This window comes from Facilibium subflavum (assembly GCF_003574485.1).
GTDB lineage: Bacteria > Pseudomonadota > Gammaproteobacteria > Francisellales > Francisellaceae > Facilibium > Facilibium subflavum.
Window position 1 is genome coordinate 1 of the sequence record NZ_QLIT01000160.1, and the last position, 18,320, is coordinate 18,320.

An 18,320-nucleotide genomic window follows, 5' to 3' on the forward strand; every position below is an offset into this window, starting at 1 on the left:
GTGTCAAAGTCGGGATAAACCATGAATAAAAGAGAGACAACCTACGTGAATATTATTGAAGAACAGCTTGCTGAAAAAAAAATTGCAGAAATGTTTGTTGACACTGACGTATCACAACAAAATGATAGTCAAATCTTATTCCTTCAAGAACAAGATGGTGATTGTAATACTTTAAATACTAACGATAATTTATAGAACTTTAACTATATACATTTTTTTCACTACGCTTAGCTGGATTATGTGAAAATAATTGCCAGAAATCTCATATCTTACAAGGTGTCAGTATATACTCACCTTTGTCATACCCTGAAAGCTCAACCATATCAGTAATCTTCCTCTTTCCTGATTTATCCCGTTGAATAAATACAATCAAATCTAAGGCTTGTAAAATAAGTGTCTTGGGAACGCTGACGACGGCCTCTTGAATTAGATCTTCAAAACGATGTGGCGTTGATTCAACACTGTTGGCATGGATTGTACATACCCCACCTGGGTGGCCTGTATTCCATGCTTTTAACAAGTCTAACGCAGAACCATCCCTAACCTCACCAATAATAATACGATCTGGCCGCATTCTTAAAGATCCTTTCACCAAGTCACGCATGCTGATATGAGAGGTTGTTGTCATACTGACAAGATCTTCCACTTTTACTTGAAGTTCAGGCAAGTCTTCAATGACTAATATTCTATCCTGGTCACCACTTAGCTCTGCAAGAAGTGCATTAGCAAAGGTTGTTTTACCTGAGCCTGTCCCGCCAACAATAACAATATTTTTACGTAATTTAACCGCATTTTTTAAAAAATCAGCCTGGTTTAGCGTTAACGCACCTTGTTCGACATATTGATCTAAGGTAAATACTGCCACGGCTCGTCGTCTGATTGAAAAACATGCCTGACTAACAACTGGTGGTAACCATCCTTGAAAACGTGCGCCTTCAAATGGCAGCTCAGTTGAAACTTCTGGATGCTCTTCATTAGCCACTTGATTTTTAAATGATGCGACTAATTTAAGAATATTTTCACTTTGCTCAGCAGAAATAATAGTATCTGTAGCAACTTTCCCCTCACCAATACGTTCATAATGTAACCTGCCATCTGGATTTAACATGACCTCAATAATTTGAGGATCATAAAGGTACTCCATCATCTGTTGGCCAAATGCGGTTTCCAGCATCCTAAGTTGTCGGTCTTTTATTAAACCCTGTTGAATCATAATTTCACTGCCTTACTGATAATTTGTTCTCTTTTAATCAAACCATAATAGCGGCTATCAAATGAATTTGGACTGGAAATACCCTGCACAAAATAATAATCCGGCTGAATCTCTCCACAATAAGTAAATATAGGTAAAGCTTCACCTTTATTATCTTTTAGCTTAGCAACCGCTACACGTTTATTATTAATATAAACCATATGATGCTTTATGCACAACTTATCACCTGGTATGCCGATAACACGTTTTAACAAAGGTATCCCTTCAGGTAACCAGCCATGCTGGATAATAAACTTTTCTGTTTTTTGATTTGGCATAAAAATAACGTTATTTTCACGCTGAATAGATTTCACCTTATAAGTTAAATAATACCCTTCAGGCATGCTGGGTGTTGATTGATAAGTAATACCTACCTGCCAATGTTTTAATAAAAAATATAAGCTATACATGATAAAAAGCGCTATAAGCGCCATAATCAGAGGCTTAAACCTATACATAACGACAAAAATACCACTGATAAATTCTATTACTCTTCATCTTTTATTCTTTTTATTGTTTCATCTGAAATGCTCTTATTAACACTTGAGGCTTCACCAACGGTTCCTTTTTGCCCTTTAGCACCACCGCCGCCATTTCTAACAGTTGTCGAAACATTAACATTGGTGCTTGATGTATATCCGCCACCTTGGCCACCTGTCACCACGGTTGCCCCTGATTGTACAGTAGAGCTGCCAGCTGAAACACTGCCACCACCATGCATGGAAGCTGCAGCAGTAATAGGTGACACAGATACTGATGTCGATTGCGGTGGCTGTGAAACAACTACATTACTTGATGATGGCGATGAAACCCCTTCAAAAATATTACCACCTGGTTTACCAATGGCCTTGGCGAGATAATTAGGTAAAGTGTAAATAAGAATCATAAGGATAAAACCACTAAAAAACAGCGCTAATGGCTTTTCTAAACTGGTTGAGTCACTGATGGATGTGATTTTTAAACTTTGGAACAAGGTAAAAGCAACCCCTAAAACAAGAATGACTGCAAAGAGTCTCACACCTGCCCGCAGTAAATGCTGAATTGCTTTGTTAAAAAGATCCTGTGCCATTTTTAACACACCCAATGGAATTGCAATCAACGACAAAACAGCAACAAAATAGAACAATACGACTGAGATAATAATTTGCGCACCAATGGCTGCAAAAATTAATAACATTCCCAGCCCTAAAAATAGATATAAAAAGGCAAGTCCAACATTATAAGTGCCATACTGCACAGCAACCTTCAACATTGATACACCTGCTTTAAACCCTATTGACCAGACTTTTCCTGGACTAAACAGCAACGCTTGAGATTTTTCAGGTGCGATGATATAGCCCACTTTAATAAATATTTCCAATATTGCTTGCAGTAACGCAGGAAAATATTGAATCAGTAAAAAGAAAAAACCAATTTTGATAAATTTCACCAACAGCATGCCAACACCTTCATCCTGCTTGATAATCCAAACCAAGCCAAAGATTGCAAGCTCTAAGGCTGCAACAACAGCCAAAAGTGTTAACGCCGAGGATTGCAATGCCGTAAATTTTGCATTAATTTGCTCAATAAAACCAAATTGAATTTTATCTAATAACTGCCGGCCTAAAAGATTTGTTACATCATCCATTCCCAAAACCTATTTGTTTTCATCACCAACAATACCTGCAAATGGATTTTTCACAGGACCACCCTGCCCATCATCTTGGCCTTCAAACTGCCCAGAGGTCGGGTTAGAACCTATATCGGCAAAAAAATCCTCTTTTGATTGCCCATCATCTTTTAATAATTTATCAAAAACCTTCAAGCCTTTGGTCGTTTTTTTATTAATTTCCTGAACAAACTGATTATTGCTGGCGTTGTTATTTGACGTGTTGTTACCTGTATTGTTTGTATTGCTGTCAGTAGAATAATTACTGCTATCACTTGAAGTATCAGCATAAGCCCCTATCACAGCAAGAAATATCAATCCAAGTAAAACAAAAATTCTCATTACTGGCCCTCATTATATGGCGGTAAATAAGTATCCTTAGTCACCAAAACAGAGAATTCTTTGCCAGAATTAATGGTAATCGTTGGTTTTAAATTCATCGCACGATCAGTAATCTTGCCACCGACTTGTGAAGCTGTCTGGCCTAAACTTTGTAACACAGAGTTTTGTGCAACCTGCCCATAGTTGCTGGTACAATTTCCATTACTATCACAAACCGTTGCATTAGACTGAGTTGCTACCTGTGCTGCGACAGCTGGTACATTAAATACGGTTGATAAGGCAGCAGCACCAATCAACTGACCCCAATGGTTATCCACTTCATCAGCCAAACCAGAAACACCAGAAGAATCCATACCCTGTTGGTTTGGCAGGATAATGGAAGAGCCATCAGGGCGAATTAAACGGATAAATTTTACCTGAACACTGGTATCACCATAGACTGTTTTAGAGTTATACTCACCAATGAGTTTACTGCCACGTGGAATTAATAGTGTCTGCCCGGTTAATGTATCATAAACATCTTTAGACACACGCGCCACAATCGTCCCTGGTAAATCAGAAACAATTTTGGTCTGCAAAATAGCTGGAATGGCATTTCCTGCCATAATCACATTATCTGAGATTGGCTTTTGAATCGTATTTTGGTTGGTAATATCTTTAGCCGAAGGCCCGCCTTCCATAAATGCTTCACGCTGCTGCTCTGGTGTTTGCTTACCTGAAGGCGTTTTTGCACCAATTTTACTTTGATCTTGTTTATCCTGATCCTGTGGAATTGGTCTTGGTGCGCCACCACCAAAGAAAATAGGTGCATTCATTGCTTCACGATCCATGGGTGAAAAGCTTGGTTGCTGTCTTGTTGGCTGTTGAGGCTGAGACTTTAAACTATTGATTTGTGATTGAAGGCGTTGCAGCTGCGTGCGCTGCTCATCAATCATCTTCTGTAATTGAGGATTTTGCTTCTCAATCACCTTAACTGGTTGATTCATTCCAAGCTTTTCTTGAATGCCTTTTGCATCCTTATAACTTGATAGATCACCAGAAAGTTTTAAATTATCAGCTGAAGCACTACTGGATAATCTGCTGCCATCACTTTTAGTCGTGTCTTTCTTTGGAGCATTAATAGAAAAGATAAAAGCCACAATAACAATTAATAATAAAACGCCACCGGCAATCGTGATCAATTTTTTATTCAACTCTGATGACTTAGGCGGCGGGTTTTTCACCGAAAGCTTTTGACGATCATTTTTAGCCATAACAAACCCACCTAAGCATCTTTAATTGAGATTTGCACGACAGTTTCACCTGATTTTTTCGTTCCTGTTTTAAGATACGCATCTTTAATAACAGTATCAATGACCATATAATCCCCTTGCATACGCCAGTTAAAATCCGATGTGCCATAACTGCCATCACCTGATTGTACAAAAGGTACTGGCATCATCGCATTTTGGACAACCACTTCATGCGGGAATTTAATATAAGTCTGATGTCCTGCACTAAAAATCTGCTGTGGATACCATGATGGCACATCACCTTTTAACATGCGCCAGTTATAATTAAACTTCATGCTTGAAATATCTATATTTAAATCACCTGCAGCAGCCTTTGGCGGTGGTGGCAATTTATTACTACCATCACTGCTATCTGCATTCATACTGCCTAAATCTCCACCATTAAAACCTTCCACCATATCGCCTGGATAGTGCCATTTCACAGAAACCATCGCCTGATCTGGCTCAACAGATTTTAACACCAGATGATAGGTGCGTTTATTTGTTGTAATAATCATCGAGTTGGTTAAGTTATCCTTTTGTGGTTTAACAAGAATATGCCAACGCAGATTTTTCTCATCACCACTATAGGTGGAAGCAATTTGCCAGCGCAATGTATCACCAGCAGCTTGTGAAATAATTTTCTCCCCTTTTTGGAAAACAATGTCTGTAATCGTCAAAGGTGCTGTGTAAATCGTATATAAGGCGCCTGGCATATAATTATATGTCATCATCGCATTAAAGAAATCATTTTGCTCAGGGTATTGCAGCGCTTGTTTATTTGCTTCTTGCACGGCTGATTCTTTTGTTTTTTGCGGCGGATTTGTTGCCTGTTGTGCTTTGGTGTTCGGTACTGGTCTTAATTGTCCTGGAACAGGAACTGGAACATACTCTTTAACAATCTTCATCGATTGTGCTTGTGATTTTGCTTGAACAAATTTACCAGAGTCAATGTCACTTTGGTAGCTATTACTCGCACAGCCTGACAAAGCAATTGTTGTTAAAGGGATAAAATGGGTGAGCGTTTTTAATTTCATTGACTTGATCCTTTTTCACTAAATGAGAAGAAACCGATTTTCAAACCAAGCGGATTGATAACCATTTGATTTAACGTTTTTGGTGAAACACTTTGACTTAAAGTGAAGATACCTGAATAAGATTTCACACTTTCAACCTGCCCATCACGATTATATGTGGTGGTCTGAAATGTAATTTCAAAACTATTATTACTTGCTTCATTGGCATTCGTAATAACTGTTGTTACCGTCTTATCACCAATAAGTTTTAATGGATTCAAGGCTTGGTAAACCTGCTTTAATTGATCTTGTGCGCGTCCTGAGACAGATAGTAATGCCATCTCCCACTGCTTGTTTAACACAACTGGATCTAATGGAATTTCAGTGATATTCTTAATAAATTGACTGACAAAAGCAATCTCTTGTGCCACAGTTGGCGTATAGCTTTGTGATGCTGTTTGTACATTAACCACACTTTCCTGAGGTTTCACTTCAGCAACATAAACATATGTTTTTTGGCGGCTTGATTCAACTAAAATTGCAATTAACAGCAAAATACAAATAGCCAAACTGGCAATACTGGCAATCATCCAATTACGTGCTTGCTTTTTTGCCGACCCAATTCGTGATTCCCACTCTTCATAAGCCTTTTGATAACTTTTTTGTTCCTGCAATTGATCCATATTTATGATAACCTTTGTATGCTGATTGTATTGATATAAATGCCCAATGGATTAATTTTCACCTCTTTATGACCATCTAAATTCGTCTGACTAAAACTACCTTTAACATTTAGGATGTCATGATTATTTTGATCAACAAGCTTACCAGTAAACGCCATCCCAGATATATTAAAATCAGTAAAGCGCATACGCTGCCATTGCTGTTTTGAAAAATTCGATTGCATTTTCTGAAGCTCGCTTTTTGCTTCTGAGCTTAAAAAATCCGTATATTGATCTACTTTATCCATATTGAGCAAAATTGACTTTAAAAACCCAGACAACACGGCTGGGGTGATAGAATAGTCTTGCCGCAGGATAGCAGGTGGCGATTTTAAAAAGCCTTTATTGGTCACTTGCTCTACAATAATCGTATAGGGGTTAGCGTTAAATATACTGACTAAAACTAGGGAAAACAATAAAGAAATCCCACTTGAAGCAAAAAAAGCAACACGCCAAATATATGCGCGGTGAAGGTGTTGTCCAATGGGCTTATCATACAACTGACCTTGTTTTTGAAAAGGGGTGACTACCTCACTTTGCTTATACGCGCGAACTTCTTTACCAAAAGGAAAGCTAGTCAATTGCATCACTATCCCCTGTTTTGTCTTCTTGGTAATGTTTGTTAAGAATATCAAAAGCCCAATCTAAACCTTTATGGTGCAGATAGGTCTTCAAAAAATATTCATAATCTTTATGTTGTGCAAGTACTTCGCGAATAAACTGGCGCTCTTTGGGTTGGCTTACCGCACAAAATGCTAAAGCAACAGGCCCCAGACCTAAATCAAATAAGCAATTACCTTTATGTGATTGAAAATAATATTGCCGTTTTGGCATTGCATGACCTAGTATTTGAACCTGTCTTAAATTCAATCCTAAAGCTTCATAGCCTTGCGTTACAGCAGGCTCCATCGCGCGATCATTCGGCAAAAAGATTCGTGAAGGGCACGATTCATTTAATGCAGAAACCAAAGGTGATTTTACGGCATCATCAACAGACTGTGTCGCAAAGACAACAGATACATTGAGTTTTCTTAGCGTTTTTAACCACTCTTTAATCTTATTGGCAAAAATAGGATGATCAAGGAAAAGCCAGGCTTCATCTAATATCATTAACGTTGGTCGACCATCAAAGCGCTTTTCAAGCACATGGAAAATATAGGCTAACACTGGCGCAATAATATTTGGCATACTCATCAGCTTTTCCATTTCAAAGCACTGCCAGTTCGCACTGCTAAAATGTTCTTCATCACAATCCAGTATTTCTCCATAAGGCCCACCAATCACATACGAATCAAGTGCCATACGCAAAGCCTTGCTTTGGATAAAGGACCGAAGTCCTGTTAGTGTGCGCTGTTCTTTAGGTGTTTCCGCCAAATTACTCAATGCAAGCCAGACGGTTTCTTTGACTTCAGGTGTAATCTCAACTTTCTCATTTTCAAGCAAACCCAGAATCCAATCATGCGCCCAAACACGCTCACTGTTTTGGTCAATTTCTGCCAATGGTTGGAAAACCAAACCACCACGTCCAACATCACCAACTTCATAGAAATGTCCCTTAACACCTTGGGTTAAGGCAAAAAAACTGGCACCTTTGTCAAAAATAAAAACTTGTGCATTTTTATAACGTAAAAATTGCGCAGCCATCACATTTAACAATACTGATTTACCAGCACCCGTGGGACCTAGAATCATTTGATGACCTACATCACCAATATGATTAGACAATCGAAATGGCGTGTTGCCTGATGTTCTTGCATATAATAATGGTGGTGCCTGTAAATGCTCATTATACTGAGGCCCTGCCCAAACTGCTGAAAATGGTAATAAATGCGATAAGTTTAAACTATGCATTAATGGTGTTCTGACATTTGCATTTGCCTGCCCTGGAATGGAAGAAAGCCAGGCCTCAACAGAATTTACTGTTTCAGCGACGCTAACAAAGCCCAAGCCATTAATAACACGTTCTACTTCACGCTGTTTCTCATAAACACGCTCTTTATCTTCATCCCAAACCGTCACGGTTGCCGTGTAATAACCAAAAGAAACCAAATCATCTGAAAGCTCAGATAGCGCCTCATCTGCATCATTTGATTTTTGCACAGCAGCACTATCCACCATAGCACTTTCACTTTTAGACATTACCTCTTTTAATATTGTCAAGCCACCTTTGCGCTTGGCAAACCACTGGCGTTTATAACTTTTAAGCACTTTTTCTGCATCAACCTTATCTAAAGGTAAAAATCGTGTTACCCAGCGATATTGTAAAGGTAAGTGATTCAGACCATCTAAAATTGCGGGCACTGACGTGGTTGGGAAGCCTAAAATAGAAATTGTTTTTAAATAGTACTTGCCTAATTTTGGCTCAAGCCCGCCAAGTAATGGCGTGTCCGCCAAAACACCATCTAAGTAACTTGGGTTATCAGGTACCACGACTTTATGTGGATTTTCTGAAATACAATTATGCAGATAAGTTAATGTTTGCTCATCATTTAGTGGCTTAATCTCATACATAAAATCCTGCATAATATCATATAGCTGGTTTACAACAGCCATAAAATAATTGAGTAACTTCTTATACCCTTGATCACTTTGTTCATCTGATTTTTTCTGGCGTACAAAGATGCTGGAAATCTTAGAAACAGTTTCTTTTTGTGGCAAATATTGAAAGGTAAGGAAATACTCACTTTCATAATTTTCCCCTTCACGTTCAAACAGATCTTTACGCTCTGCATCAATCAACCAGCTTACCGGATCAGGAAAGTAGTTTTGCGAAGGATATTGCATTGCCGTTTTTCGCCTTGCTTCGACATAAAGTGCCCAACCTGAACCCAGGCGCTTTAAAGTATTGTTAAGCCTTGCAGTGATCGATACAAGTTGCGACTGTGTTGAGGACTCCAAATCTGGGCCACGAAAACGAAAACTCTTTTGAAACGAGCCGTCTTTATTTAATACAACCCCCTTATCGACCAATATAGCCCAAGGCAATAAATCAGTAATGCGATCAGGTTTTTTTCGAAATTCTGCAATATTAAACATATAAGCTATACATCATAATAATTTTTTTGCTTGACATGACGAACCATGACTTGAAAGAACTGAGGGTCCTTTTTCGTCATCAATACGGCAACTGTGTGTAATATAATAAAAATGGGAATACCATACCAGGATTGCATGCCTAAAACAATTGCTGCACCTAACGTACCATTTAAGATAAAAAATTGGCGCGGCACCCCTGCTGTTAATAGCGTGCCTGTCAGCGAGTTATGTATTTTAATTGCAAAACCAGGGACGGCCATGTTTACTCCTTTTTATATTGCTTAGAATTAAAACACCAAACCAGAACCACGATGGAAAAGCCCTGAAATCAGACTGGCTGCGGTAAAAGCAATTGCCAACCCCATCACCACTTGAAATAATCTTCTTACCCCACTGCCGCCTTCTCCAAAGGCAATGCCTAGTCCTGCAATCACAATACAAATAACACCAGCCATTTGTGCGATAGGGCCTGAAATAACATTCATGATCTGCTCTAAAGGACCTGTCATTGCTGAAAAAGCATTATTTTGTGTATCTGTGGCATTTGCAGCTGTAACAATAAAAGGCATGATTGAAAGTGAAATCAAGGCTTGTTTCAACCATTTGCAATAACGCTTCATAGAATATTCTCCTATCCATTTAGTAATTTTTTGACTCACTACACATATTAGATAAATCTATCGGCAAATCAAGCACAAGATGCCTAGTTTTCAGCATCAAGGCGAATAAACGCTCTGATTTCATCACAATTGATCATATTTCATTCCTTTGTTTATCAAAAAAGTTTTCTTTTTCTTATGATCCAAAGGTGACAAAATAACATAAGCAACTGGCACAATAAACAATGAAAAAATCGTACCAAAGCATAAGCCACCAACAATTACCCACCCAATCATATTATTCGAGACATTGCCAGGACCTGATGCCAATGCCAATGGAATTGAACCTAACACCATAGCAAAGGTTGTCATTAAAATAGGTCGCAAACGCGTAATCGCTCCCTGTTTCACCGCTTCAATTAAACTGACACCTGGCTTGTAATGTTCATTGGCAAACTGTGTGATCAAAATACCATGCTTACTAATTAACCCAACCAGGGTAATTAAACCAATATTGGTAAATAGATTTAAATTACCATTGGTCAGCAACATCGTCACTAAAGCCCCCACCGTTGATAACGGTACGGTCAACAAAATAATAAAGGGGTCAACAAAACTCTCAAACTGTGCAGCTAGCACAAGGTAGATGAAAATCAAAGCTAAAGCAAACAAGCCAAACATCGTGCCACTTGATGATAAAAAAGCAGCCATACGACCACCATAATCGATGCTGGCACCTTCAAGGTTCACTGACTTACTCAAGTTATTCACCTTATCATAAACACTGCTCATGCTATAACCATTCGTAATGCTCGCACTGATTTTTGCCGTATTAACGCGATTATAACGAAACAAACTACTTTGACGCACATCTGCATTGACAAAGATTAAATTTGATAAAGGCACCATCAAGCCAGAGGCACTGGGAACGTAAATTTTATCTAAACTGCTAAAGCTTGATAAATCTTTAAGATTCATCTGCACCTTAACCTGATAGCTTTTTTCATTGGTTTTAACATCCGTAATATGCTTGCCACTCATCAGCATACTGAAAGTATCCGCGATATTTTGCGGGTCAACACCGACACTTGCTGCCAGATCACGATTAAAAGACACGTTATAAATTACATTATCAAACTTTAGACCATTGCTGACATTATTTAATCCTGGGTAATTCATCAATGCTTTGGTAAGCGCATTTGCAGCTTTAATTAAATTCTCAATCGGACCCACATTATGTAAATAAATAATCAAATCAGAACTATCGGCATCAGAACCAAAACTTACAGGATCTGGCACACTCATACTCACTTTAATACCAGGAATCTGTTGTGCTTTTTTTAATAAGCCGGTAATGATTTTTTCTGTCGGTATATGTCGTTTATCTCCCCAAGGCTGCATCGTCACAAAATTGTTGGCTGAGCCTTGAAAAACGTACTCGGCATTATTTAAAATATAAGGATTATCTTCATAAACTCGCTTACTTAGCACATTCATATAATAATTTGTATAATCTAAAGCAGCACCTGGCGGTGAGGAAATATTTGCCTCAAAATAGCCGATATCTTCTTTAGGGATAAAAGATTGCGGCATGATTTTAAATAAAATATAACATAGCACGCCCAACCCAATGAGTATCACAACAACCATATATTTAAACTTTAACACAACATCCAGCGCTTTGCCGTACGCCGCATTAAGGCGATCAAATACATGATTTAATAGGATTTCTATTTTGCTTTCTTTTTCCCGCGCCCTTAGAATATAGGCACACATCATTGGTGACAAGGTTAAGGCAACAAATCCAGAAATCAACACGCTGCCTGCTAACGTAAATGCAAACTCTCTAAATATTGTCGCGCTAAAACCCGATAAAAAGCCAATTGGTGCGTACACAGCTGCAAGTGTTAATGTCATTGCAATCACTGAAAACCCAATCTCAGCGCTACCTTTTATCGCCGCATCAAAAGGCTTCTCTCCCATCTCAATATGTCGGTGAATATTCTCCAGCACAACGATTGCATCATCCACCACCAATCCAATCGCCAGAATAATTGCTAGCAATGTCACAATATTAATGCTAAAGCCTAATAAAAGCATCACACCAAATGCGCCTATCACACACACAGGAATCGTTAGAATGGGAATTAATGAAGCACGAATACTGCCTAAAAAGACAAAAACAACTAACATTACGAGAATAATCGCTTCAAGCAACGTTCCATAAGCATCATTAATTGATTTTTGTAAAAAAGTAGATTGGTCATAAATGACTTTGACAATCATTCCTGAAGGCAGATTATCTTTAACTTTTTGTATTTCCTTTTTTGCAAGATCCGCCACGGTAATAGGATTTGAATTATCTGTTGGCCTTAACTGCACTGATATCGCATTCTCACCATTAATTAACATCGGAGAATCTGTGAGACTTGCATTTCCCAAAACTACCTTTGCAATATCTTTAAGATATACAGGTTGCCCCTGATTATCCTTAACCACAAGATTTTGAAATTGCTCAGCTGTCTTTAAATCGGTATCCGAACTGATTGAAAAATTGCGATACTTCCCGCGTATACTCCCACCTGAAAAAGTAATATTATTGCTATTAAGCATGTTTTTCACATCAGAAACGGTAATACCAAGGGCTGCCATTTTTTGTGGATTAAGCCATATCCGCATCGCATAATCACTGGCACCATACACCCAAACAGCCCCCATACCAGGAACGGATTGAAAGATCGGCACAATATTGCGTTGAACATAATCACGAATCTGTGCTGATGTTAAATTCTTATCCATCACGCCTAAGTTTAATACAGGCCGCTCAACGCCACCTTCTGTAATACTCGGTGGATTAATATCTGCAGGAAGCTTCTCAGAAATAATGCTTGAAATATTATCACGCACCTGTCCCATCACATTCGTCATATCAGCACTATCGGCAAAGGTAAGGTCAATTTTACTGCTGCCATAAGAACTGCTTGAAGTCATTTTCGCTAAGCCATCAATGTTATACAGGGCATTTTCAACTGGAATGGTAACATCATTTAACATCAATGAGGGAGACGCCCCGGAATACGAAATAGAAACTTCAGCAGTTTTTTGCGTTATTTTCGGGAAATAGCGAAGCTCAAGATAACTATATCCGACAATGCCAAGTACGATGATCATTAAGCTTAATACAACGGCAAATACAGGGCGTTCAATACATATTTTTGAAAGCTTCATAATTCTGACTTATCACTTATTATCATGGTTTTCAATCGGCGCGCTAAGCGCTCCATTTTTGTCAATTACATTAATATGCATTGTCTTTTGCAGTGTTTCAAAATCAGGTGGTGGAATATCGGAGCGATCTATTTTAGCACCATCTGTCAATTTATCGCCACCCACAGAAACGATCTCCTGACCTTCTTTAAGCCCAGAAGTTATTTGCGTCCAGCCATTTTTAATTATACCTACACCAACATGCACAACTTTAACGGTATTATCTGACTGAACGGCATATACAAACCGTCCTTGCTGATCAGTTTGCACCGCCATATCTGGGACAACTAAAACAGGATTTTTCTGTTGGAGAATTTGTGATACTGACATAAACATTCCTGGAGATAGCAGGTAATCATCATTAGCAACTTCTGCTTCAATTTGAATTGTACCACTACTGGCATCAACAGTTGGTGCAATATAATTTACTTTACCCGTAAACACTTTGTCTTTATAGACATTTGTGGTCAGTTTCACCTGGTTGCCAATCGCAATTTTTGGTTTGAAATCTGCAGGAATTGCAAATCGAATCTTCAAGGGATTCTCTTGTGTTAACTGTACAACAGAGGTTCCTGATGGAATATATGCCCCCACATCAAACTGATAAATCCCTAACACACCTGTAAATGGCGCTTTGATCTTGTCCTGTTCAACAACTGTTTTTTGCTGATCAACTTCTGCTTGCGCCTGTTTTAAATCGGCGAATTTTTGATCAATATCTTCTTTGGAAATTGCACCTGATTTCTCTAACAACTTCACTCGGGCATACGTTTGTTTTGCCAAATCAAGCTTTGCTTGTAGTGAATTTAAACTGGCAACATCTTGCTCATCATTTAAAGCGGCTACTGTTTCACCGGCCAACACACGATCACCATTTTTAAAATACTTCTCTTGCAATCTTCCACTGTTATCAAAACTTAAATCAACTTGTTTTATTGCATATAAATGCCCTACTGCGGTAATGGTTTCTGGAACATTTATTTTTTTCACCTTTGCGACATTCACCGCAATAGGTAAGACTTTCTCCTGGATATCCTTTGCATATCCTAAGACACAGAATATAAAACTAAAAAATAAAACACTTAATGAAATCTTTGTTTTCCAATGGGTAAACATTATAGCCAAGCTCGGTTATTATCTTGATCATTCATTTTTCTGATTATAGCTACTGGCTGCTATATGTCTAATAAAATTAAGTGGTATACATTTACCGATGCAATAAATCATTTAGCATAACCAGGTCAAATCATCCTTGATAAAAGCTTTAGCTACATCCTAAATTGCTCACCCAAATAAACTTTTCTGACCTGTTCATTGCTTAGTATTTCACGTGGCTTCCCTGAAGCAATCATTTGCCCTGCATTTACAATATAAGCCCGTTCACAAATATCCAGAGTCTCTCGAACATTATGATCGGTAATTAAAACACCAATACCGCGCTGCTTTAAATGCATAATGATTTTTTTAATATCAATAACAGAAATTGGATCCACACCAGCAAATGGCTCATCTAAAAGAATAAACTGTGGTGACATCGCTAATGAACGCGCAATTTCCACCCTTCTTCGTTCTCCACCTGATAAACTCATGCCTAAATTAGATCGAATATGTTGAATACTAAATTCATCTAACAAGGCTTCCAGTTCATCCTGGCGTTGTTGTTTTGAAAGCGCTTTTCGTGTTTCTAAAATCGCCATAATATTTTTTTCAACACTTAACTTTCTAAACACAGAAGCCTCTTGCGGCAAATAACCAATACCCTTTCTTGCCCGCCAGTGAATTGGTTGTTTGGTGACATTTTCTCCATCAAGCATTACTGTGCCGCGATTTGGGCGTATCAAACCGACAATCATGTAAAAAGAAGTCGTTTTACCCGCACCATTAGGCCCTAAAAGCCCAACGATTTCGCCACTGTTAACTTCCATGGAAACATCATTCACAACCCATCTGGAGCGATAACATTTGCCAAGATGTGATGCGATAAGTGTATGTTGTTTTTGTGTCATATTTAATCTTTATCCGAATTCAGGTTGTTTAAGATAACTGTGGCACGCTCCCCTGTGTTAGGAACCGTAACCAGGCCATTTTTTATATCGTAAATCACTTTATCCCCGGCAAATTGATTTCCCCCACGATCAATATAAGCATTTTTCTGGATGATTAATTGATTCGTTTTCATATCAAAGCTCATTGTCTGACCACGCGCATATACTTTATCTTCTTGCTGGGTTGATTGTGTTTTGCCTTTTTTCACCTTTGGAAATGGTAAGGAGTAAAACTTGGCAGTATAATTTTTACCTGTTGTAAGCAAAATATTTTCAATTTTTTTATTACTTTTATCAAAAAAAATCGTTAGTGTTTGTCCTGCTAAAAACCGACACCCGCCTTGTGTTTTACAAATTTCTTTTGCAGTTTTCAAGGCTTCTTTTTGTTGATCTGTATAACCAGATAACGCACTTACACTTGCAAAGCTGTAGTTATTCACACCAGAAGACTGTTGTTCAGGAATCACCTGGTCCGTGCATTGAATATTGGCATTTTTTGTCTGCATAACCAAGACGTTACCCGCATAAATCATCTGATGCTTGCTTTGATCATAGGATAATGTATTGCTACAAACTGTAATTGGCCCATCAGCTGTTGCCTTATCACCAAACATTTCACTGGCATTCATTTGCGCTGTAGAATTTTGCGCTGACACAACGCCACTTATAAATAATAAACTATAACCAATGACCTTATTCATTCTGACCTGCATAATAACTTCTCACATTTTTCAATAACTTATAATTCCCCGTTTTGGGATGTCCTATGAGCCCTTCACCTGTTGTAATATTATCAGTTCCAGGTTGTGTTATTGTCACTAATCTATCGGTATTTAACTGATCCTTTTTATCATCATAAAAGACTTCGTCTGTTGTAATTTTTACAGCAGGCGCATTTTTCCCTGCTGCTTGGCGCTGCATAATAACCTTTTGATATAAATGAACATTATTATCGTTATTCGTCACCTTGCCATAATCTGAAGTAATATGCCATGGCTCCTGTTTACGATCTTTATTATAAAAAAGCACATCAACTTTATAAAACCATGCATCTTCATTTTCAAAACGCTTAGCTTTTTGTGCTTTGGCAATATAGGCTATCTGGCCGCTTTTATTCGTTTTTATATTAGTGATTTCATTGGCTGTACTGATAACAAAATCATCAGGCACGCTGGCTGTACTAATCTGTCTTTGTGCTGTTTTCACCACAAACCAGCCACTGACACTGACAACTACAGCCAAACCAATCGTTGAGAAAAAAGCACGTTTACTAAAGAACATTAAAAAATTGCCTCACCATGTGCGATATAATCAGCAATCATTTTATCCCAAAGACCTTTTTCCTGAAGAATTAAATCCGCTATTTCTCTTACAGCGCCACATCCGCCATTAAACGCTGAAACATAATCCACCTTATCTGTAACAACTTTATGTGCATCTTGAGGGGCAGCAGAAAATCCAACGCGTGCTAATAACGTTAAATCTGGCAGATCATCACCCATATACGCAATTTGACTGTCTTGCAATTGGTATTTACTTTTTAATTCGGCAAACGCCTTTTGCTTGTTTTTTTGATTTTGGAAAATATCCCTAACTCCTAAAGCGGATAACCGGTTTTCAACAATTTTAGATACTTTACCCGTAATAACAGCGACTTTAACGCCGGCTTTTTGTAATAACACAATCCCAAGGCCATCTTTGACATCAAAGTGTTTGGACTCATCACCTTGATTTGTCACAATAATCTTACCATCGGTTAAAACACCATCAACATCGACAATAAAAAGTGATATTTGTTTGAGTTTTTCAATATGGCTTATCTTTGCTCTTATCATCTTTACATGACTAACTTACCTAACATCAGGGAAGATTGTATCATGGTTATAAAAACCAATCATTGTTTTCTATCAGATTTTCTTCTTATACCAAGAAAAAGTTTTTAACCATCTTTAAAACTCAATCTTCGAGCAAATCGATAAAAACTCCTGGTGTTAAGTACCACTCATCTCTCCATAGATTGTATTAATTATACAGTGAACTAGAAAGCATAGTGGTTGCACTTAATTTTTGTGTCGTAACCCAGGAACATGATTGATCCCCTGGACTTTTTTGCTGGCATAAAAATAAAAACTTATCACCTTTTGTTTTGATTACCACACTGTCATTATCACATTTATCCGCCATAAGTGTTTTATCTTTATAAGTTAAATAACACCGATTAGAGGTTCCTGAAAAAGTGACGATAACATTATCTTTTTCTGTGTTTTGGCTACAAGCATTATCAAGCCAGCCCTGCTCAAAACTACTCTGTGTTGTTGAAGTCCCACAGGCACTAATATTCACACTACCAACACCAACAGGCATAAAATGATAAAATTTTTGTTCCGAGTTACTCGCCCATAATACTTTTGAGCCTTTATAGACAACAAGGTTTCCATCGTTTTGAATACAAAAAACACTCCCACCACTTGAATTATTATATAAATGTGAATACCATCTTTCGTTAGACACTTTATGTTCACCTGACCATTTATCCCAATAACTCTCGATTCCCCAACGCGAAAGCACGCCATTGTAAAATTGGAGCGTTTCATTGTCAGGGGATTTAAGGTGTATACCTGCATTCCAAATTGCACGGTTGCCAGCTGGCTTATAAAGGTCATAAAGTATCAAATTACCATCTGATGCTGCAATCGTCAGAAAATACATACCATTATCCGAGTAAATTGTTCCACCACTTTTTAAAATCGCCTGATTTGAATTGCTAAAACATTTTGCTTGTATTGTTGCGATATTTAATATGCTTAATAGCAAAGCTAGCGTTATTTTATACATTTTATATCCTATTTCACACTACAGGACAGTAGCTGAATCAACGCTTTATTTTTAGCGGTTTTCATGGCATTTTTGTTTCGCCAAAAACTTAATAAACAATGCACATGGAACACGCCAAAGCACTTGAACAACTACTGTTACAATTTTTTAACCATACTCGCCATACTTTAGAATGCCTTTCGCACATTATTTTGGGATTATTTGTCGTGCAAAGTGTTAATTTTGCTAAAATTTCGAAGACATTTGCAACATACAGCAAACAAGCGTCCGTTTACAAGCGCATACAC

At 38.0% G+C, this 18,320-nt stretch carries 20 protein-coding genes; 2 read left to right on the plus strand and 18 right to left on the minus strand.

Annotated elements, in window-relative coordinates; all coding sequences use genetic code 11:
- Positions 1-21 precede the first annotated feature (21 nt).
- Complete coding sequence (locus tag DNK84_RS14370) at positions 22-195, plus strand: hypothetical protein (protein WP_162902357.1); 174 nt, start codon at positions 22-24, stop codon at positions 193-195.
- 67 nt (positions 196-262) lie between these two features.
- Here DNK84_RS14370 and trbB read toward each other — a convergent pair whose 3' ends face one another.
- The 18 genes from trbB to DNK84_RS09735 all read right to left on the minus strand — a co-directional run bounded on the left by trbB (position 263) and on the right by DNK84_RS09735 (position 18,033).
- A complete protein-coding gene (gene trbB, locus DNK84_RS09650) occupies positions 263-1,213 on the minus strand; it encodes a P-type conjugative transfer ATPase TrbB (RefSeq protein ID WP_119344313.1) in 951 nt (316 codons plus the stop codon).
- Positions 1,210-1,710: a signal peptidase I gene (gene lepB, locus DNK84_RS09655; RefSeq protein ID WP_119344314.1), complete on the minus strand. Its 501-nt coding sequence runs from the start codon at positions 1,708-1,710 to the stop codon at positions 1,210-1,212. The genes trbB and lepB overlap by 4 nt, the downstream gene beginning before the upstream one ends.
- Positions 1,711-1,739: 29 nt before the next feature.
- On the minus strand, positions 1,740-2,879 hold the full coding sequence (locus DNK84_RS09660) for a type IV secretion system protein (RefSeq protein WP_119344315.1): 1,140 nt from the start codon (positions 2,877-2,879) through the stop codon (positions 1,740-1,742).
- Positions 2,880-2,888: 9 nt separating this feature from the next.
- Positions 2,889-3,242, minus strand: coding sequence for a hypothetical protein (locus tag DNK84_RS09665; RefSeq protein WP_119344316.1), 354 nt, complete (start codon positions 3,240-3,242; stop codon positions 2,889-2,891).
- Complete coding sequence (locus DNK84_RS09670) at positions 3,242-4,495, minus strand: TrbI/VirB10 family protein (RefSeq protein WP_119344317.1); 1,254 nt, start codon at positions 4,493-4,495, stop codon at positions 3,242-3,244. Before DNK84_RS09670 ends, DNK84_RS09665 begins: the two co-directional genes overlap by 1 nt.
- Positions 4,496-4,506: 11 nt before the next feature.
- Positions 4,507-5,550 carry a TrbG/VirB9 family P-type conjugative transfer protein gene (locus DNK84_RS09675; protein ID WP_119344318.1) on the minus strand — a complete coding sequence of 348 codons (1,044 nt, stop codon included), beginning with the start codon at positions 5,548-5,550 and terminating at the stop codon, positions 4,507-4,509.
- Positions 5,547-6,212 carry a VirB8 family type IV secretion system protein gene (locus DNK84_RS09680; protein WP_119344319.1) on the minus strand — a complete coding sequence of 222 codons (666 nt, stop codon included), beginning with the start codon at positions 6,210-6,212 and terminating at the stop codon, positions 5,547-5,549. The genes DNK84_RS09675 and DNK84_RS09680 overlap by 4 nt, the downstream gene beginning before the upstream one ends.
- A 2-nt stretch (positions 6,213-6,214) precedes the next feature.
- On the minus strand, positions 6,215-6,838 hold the full coding sequence (locus DNK84_RS09685; RefSeq protein ID WP_119344320.1) for a hypothetical protein: 624 nt from the start codon (positions 6,836-6,838) through the stop codon (positions 6,215-6,217).
- Entirely contained in the window at positions 6,825-9,287 is a 2,463-nt protein-coding gene (trbE, locus tag DNK84_RS09690) for a conjugal transfer protein TrbE (RefSeq protein WP_119344321.1), read from the minus strand. The genes DNK84_RS09685 and trbE overlap by 14 nt, the downstream gene beginning before the upstream one ends.
- Positions 9,288-9,292: 5 nt before the next feature.
- The gene (locus DNK84_RS09695; protein WP_119344322.1) at positions 9,293-9,547 is read right to left on the minus strand and encodes a VirB3 family type IV secretion system protein; all 255 of its coding nucleotides are present in this window, start codon (positions 9,545-9,547) and stop codon (positions 9,293-9,295) included.
- Positions 9,548-9,574: 27 nt separating this feature from the next.
- Positions 9,575-9,907 (minus strand): TrbC/VirB2 family type IV secretion system protein, encoded by a 333-nt coding sequence (locus DNK84_RS09700; RefSeq protein WP_119344323.1) that lies wholly within the window; start codon positions 9,905-9,907, stop codon positions 9,575-9,577.
- A gap of 123 nt (positions 9,908-10,030) precedes the next feature.
- Positions 10,031-13,114 (minus strand): efflux RND transporter permease subunit, encoded by a 3,084-nt coding sequence (locus DNK84_RS09705; RefSeq protein ID WP_119344324.1) that lies wholly within the window; start codon positions 13,112-13,114, stop codon positions 10,031-10,033.
- A gap of 12 nt (positions 13,115-13,126) precedes the next feature.
- On the minus strand, positions 13,127-14,269 hold the full coding sequence (locus DNK84_RS09710) for an efflux RND transporter periplasmic adaptor subunit (RefSeq protein WP_119344325.1): 1,143 nt from the start codon (positions 14,267-14,269) through the stop codon (positions 13,127-13,129).
- Between the two features lie 152 nt (positions 14,270-14,421).
- Positions 14,422-15,159, minus strand: a complete 738-nt coding sequence (lptB, locus tag DNK84_RS09715; protein ID WP_119344326.1) for an LPS export ABC transporter ATP-binding protein — start codon at positions 15,157-15,159, stop codon at positions 14,422-14,424.
- Between the two features lie 2 nt (positions 15,160-15,161).
- Positions 15,162-15,899: an LptA/OstA family protein gene (locus tag DNK84_RS09720; RefSeq protein WP_162902359.1), complete on the minus strand. Its 738-nt coding sequence runs from the start codon at positions 15,897-15,899 to the stop codon at positions 15,162-15,164.
- Positions 15,892-16,479, minus strand: a complete 588-nt coding sequence (gene lptC / locus DNK84_RS09725; protein ID WP_119344328.1) for an LPS export ABC transporter periplasmic protein LptC — start codon at positions 16,477-16,479, stop codon at positions 15,892-15,894. The genes DNK84_RS09720 and lptC overlap by 8 nt, the downstream gene beginning before the upstream one ends.
- On the minus strand, positions 16,479-17,033 hold the full coding sequence (locus tag DNK84_RS09730) for a KdsC family phosphatase (protein WP_119344329.1): 555 nt from the start codon (positions 17,031-17,033) through the stop codon (positions 16,479-16,481). Before DNK84_RS09730 ends, lptC begins: the two co-directional genes overlap by 1 nt.
- A 187-nt stretch (positions 17,034-17,220) precedes the next feature.
- Positions 17,221-18,033 (minus strand): hypothetical protein, encoded by an 813-nt coding sequence (locus DNK84_RS09735; RefSeq protein WP_119344330.1) that lies wholly within the window; start codon positions 18,031-18,033, stop codon positions 17,221-17,223.
- Between the two features lie 104 nt (positions 18,034-18,137).
- Between DNK84_RS09735 and DNK84_RS14655 the strand changes: the two genes are divergently transcribed.
- On the plus strand, positions 18,138-18,320 hold a 183-nt coding region (locus DNK84_RS14655), incomplete at its 3' end, for a hypothetical protein (RefSeq protein ID WP_208123298.1).

Excerpts from the sequence above, each read along its gene's own strand:
- DNK84_RS09660 (WP_119344315.1), bottom strand. The coding sequence starts at position 2,879 with ATGGATGATGTAACAAATCTTTTAGGCCGGCAGTTATTAGATAAAATT.
- DNK84_RS09675 (WP_119344318.1), bottom strand. The coding sequence starts at position 5,550 with ATGAAATTAAAAACGCTCACCCATTTTATCCCTTTAACAACAATTGCT.
- DNK84_RS09700 (WP_119344323.1), bottom strand. The coding sequence starts at position 9,907 with ATGAAGCGTTATTGCAAATGGTTGAAACAAGCCTTGATTTCACTTTCA.
- DNK84_RS09705 (WP_119344324.1), bottom strand. The coding sequence starts at position 13,114 with ATGAAGCTTTCAAAAATATGTATTGAACGCCCTGTATTTGCCGTTGTA.
- DNK84_RS09710 (WP_119344325.1), bottom strand. The coding sequence starts at position 14,269 with ATGTTTACCCATTGGAAAACAAAGATTTCATTAAGTGTTTTATTTTTT.
- DNK84_RS09695 (WP_119344322.1), bottom strand. The coding sequence starts at position 9,547 with ATGGCCGTCCCTGGTTTTGCAATTAAAATACATAACTCGCTGACAGGC.
- DNK84_RS09730 (WP_119344329.1), bottom strand. The coding sequence starts at position 17,033 with ATGATAAGAGCAAAGATAAGCCATATTGAAAAACTCAAACAAATATCA.
- lepB (WP_119344314.1), bottom strand. The coding sequence starts at position 1,710 with ATGTATAGGTTTAAGCCTCTGATTATGGCGCTTATAGCGCTTTTTATC.
- lptB (WP_119344326.1), bottom strand. The coding sequence starts at position 15,159 with ATGACACAAAAACAACATACACTTATCGCATCACATCTTGGCAAATGT.
- trbE (WP_119344321.1), bottom strand. The coding sequence starts at position 9,287 with ATGTTTAATATTGCAGAATTTCGAAAAAAACCTGATCGCATTACTGAT.
- DNK84_RS09685 (WP_119344320.1), bottom strand. The coding sequence starts at position 6,838 with ATGCAATTGACTAGCTTTCCTTTTGGTAAAGAAGTTCGCGCGTATAAG.
- DNK84_RS09680 (WP_119344319.1), bottom strand. The coding sequence starts at position 6,212 with ATGGATCAATTGCAGGAACAAAAAAGTTATCAAAAGGCTTATGAAGAG.
- DNK84_RS14370 (WP_162902357.1), top strand. The coding sequence starts at position 22 with ATGAATAAAAGAGAGACAACCTACGTGAATATTATTGAAGAACAGCTT.
- DNK84_RS09735 (WP_119344330.1), bottom strand. The coding sequence starts at position 18,033 with ATGTATAAAATAACGCTAGCTTTGCTATTAAGCATATTAAATATCGCA.
- DNK84_RS09665 (WP_119344316.1), bottom strand. The coding sequence starts at position 3,242 with ATGAGAATTTTTGTTTTACTTGGATTGATATTTCTTGCTGTGATAGGG.
- DNK84_RS09670 (WP_119344317.1), bottom strand. The coding sequence starts at position 4,495 with ATGGCTAAAAATGATCGTCAAAAGCTTTCGGTGAAAAACCCGCCGCCT.
- lptC (WP_119344328.1), bottom strand. The coding sequence starts at position 16,479 with ATGTTCTTTAGTAAACGTGCTTTTTTCTCAACGATTGGTTTGGCTGTA.
- DNK84_RS09720 (WP_162902359.1), bottom strand. The coding sequence starts at position 15,899 with ATGAATAAGGTCATTGGTTATAGTTTATTATTTATAAGTGGCGTTGTG.
- trbB (WP_119344313.1), bottom strand. The coding sequence starts at position 1,213 with ATGATTCAACAGGGTTTAATAAAAGACCGACAACTTAGGATGCTGGAA.